General features: G+C 73.0%; 2 protein-coding genes. Both read right to left on the minus strand.

Annotated features, from left to right (window positions below; genetic code table 11):
- Positions 1 to 991: glycoside hydrolase family 16 protein (locus EAD89_RS04575; RefSeq protein WP_121674853.1), on the minus strand; the 991-nt coding region annotated here is incomplete at its 3' end.
- 72 nt (positions 992 to 1,063) lie between these two features.
- Complete coding sequence (locus EAD89_RS04580; RefSeq protein WP_121674852.1) at positions 1,064 to 1,819, minus strand: YidC/Oxa1 family membrane protein insertase; 756 nt, start codon at positions 1,817 to 1,819, stop codon at positions 1,064 to 1,066.
- Positions 1,820 to 1,952 lie beyond the last annotated feature (133 nt).

The raw sequence follows: 1,952 nt of genomic DNA on the forward strand, positions 1-1,952 counted from the left end.
TTCCCGAACGGGGTGGCGGGGTGGTCCCGCCGCCACCTCGGCGGTACACCGCCACGTAGTCGACCAGCATCGGCCGGCCGGGAACGGTCGCTGCGGTCGGCGTGCCGCTGCCCGCCACCCCGTTCGGGAACGCCCCGCCCATCGCCACGTTGAGCAGCAGGAAGTAGCCGGCGTGCGAGGTCATCTGCGACCAGGCCGGCTCGCCGACCCGACTCTGCGTGACGGTGTGGTACAGCTGCCCGTCGACGTACCAGCGCAGTTGCTGCGGGCTGCTGGAGGCGTCCCACTCGAACCGGTAGGTGTGGAACGCCGACTGGCAGCTCGCTCCCGGGCAGGCCCGGGACGCGCCGATGCCGTTGAACTCGTCGCACGGGCCGCCCGGCGCGACGCCGCAGTGCAGCACCCCCCAGACGGAGTTGATGCCGTTGACGTTCTCCATCACGTCGAACTCGCCGATGCCCGGCCAGTTCTGGTAGTTGCCCCGGTAGGGCGCACCGAGCGCCCAGAACGCCGGCCAGTAGCCGGCCGCCGCGGCGCCGGTGACGTTCGGCATCTGGATCCGGCCCTCGATGGCCAGCACCCCGCCGGCCGGGGCCTTGAAGTCGCTGCGCACGGTCTCGATCCGGGCGGAGGTCCAGCCGCCGCCACCGTCGCGCAGCGGCGTGATCCGCAGGTTGCCGCCGCCGTCGTGGCTGACGTTGGCCGTGCTGGCGGTGTAGTTCTGGATCTCGCCGGTGCCCCAGTTGGCCGGGCCTCCGGGGTAGTTGTGGCCGGTGTCGATGATCCAGTTGGCGGCCGACGGCAGGGTGCCGGCGGCGCCGGTGAAGTCGTCGCTCCAGACGGTGGTCCAGCCGGCCGGGGGCGGCGGCACGGCGGCCTGCGCGGTCACGGTGACCCCGGCCAGGGCGGTGGTGGTGGCGACGAGCAGGACGGACGCCAGCATGCGGCGTCGGGCGGGCGGGGCGGCGATGGCCGCCGGAGGTGGTGACATGGACGTGCCTCTCTGCGGGGGACGGGTCGAGAGAGCGCTCTCTCAGAGTTGTACGTCCCCCCGAAACAGTTGTCAACGTCGATCTATCTCAGCACTCGCCGGAGCCGCCTGCGGCCGTCGGAGCACCACCTGCTCCAGTGCCGACCAGGCGGTCGTGGTGACCAGGTAGATGACCGCCGCGAGCGGCAGCACCAGCGCCACGAGCACCGTCGTGAACGGCAGCAGGGGCAGCAGCCGGCCGAGCGTCGCCGCGCCCGGCCCCTCGGTGGGCGTACCAGCCACCGTGCCGACCGCCGCCGACGCCCTCCGGGCCCGCCGGGACGACCACCAGGCCAACACCAGCAGGACGGCCAGCAGGACGGCGAAGAGTGGACCTGCCGCCCCGGCCAGTCCGTCGCCGAGATGGTGGCCCAGCGGCACCCCGGCCAGCTGTTCCTGAAGCAGCCCGGTGCCGCCCTCACTGGTGGTGAACAGCCGGTACAGGACCAGCAGGAACGGCGCCTGGAGCAGCAACGGCAGGCAGCCGGCGATCGGGTTGGCCCCGGCCGACCGGTACAGCGCGAAAACCTCGCTCTGAAGCTTCGCCGGGTCGTCGGCGTACCGCTGCTGAAGGTCACGCACCTGCGGGGCGAGCGCCGCGCGGCGCCGCTCCCCGCGGACCTGGGCGACGGTGAGCGGCGAGATCAGCAGCCGCACGGCGATGGTGAACAGCACGATGGCGGCGGCGGTCGCCATGCCGCCGGCCAGCGGTTCGAGCAGATCGGTGAGCCAGGACAGCGCGGCGCCGGCGGCGCCGACCACGCCGGTCAGTGGTGCGAAGGCGAGCATGGGAAACCCCTCGGTCCGATTCCGGTGGGTTCTCCCCCGGCGGCGACCGCACGACGGGAGAACCGATGACGGCGGATCGGCCGCGCGGCGGCGTGGCGCTACGCGGCCGAGGGGCTGCCTCTTATACACATCT

This window comes from Micromonospora sp. BL4 (assembly GCF_003667505.1).
Classification (GTDB): domain Bacteria; phylum Actinomycetota; class Actinomycetes; order Mycobacteriales; family Micromonosporaceae; genus Micromonospora.

Coding starts and splice junctions, on each gene's coding strand:
- EAD89_RS04580 (WP_121674852.1), bottom strand. CDS start 1,819: ATGCTCGCCTTCGCACCACTGACCGGCGTGGTCGGCGCCGCCGGCGCC.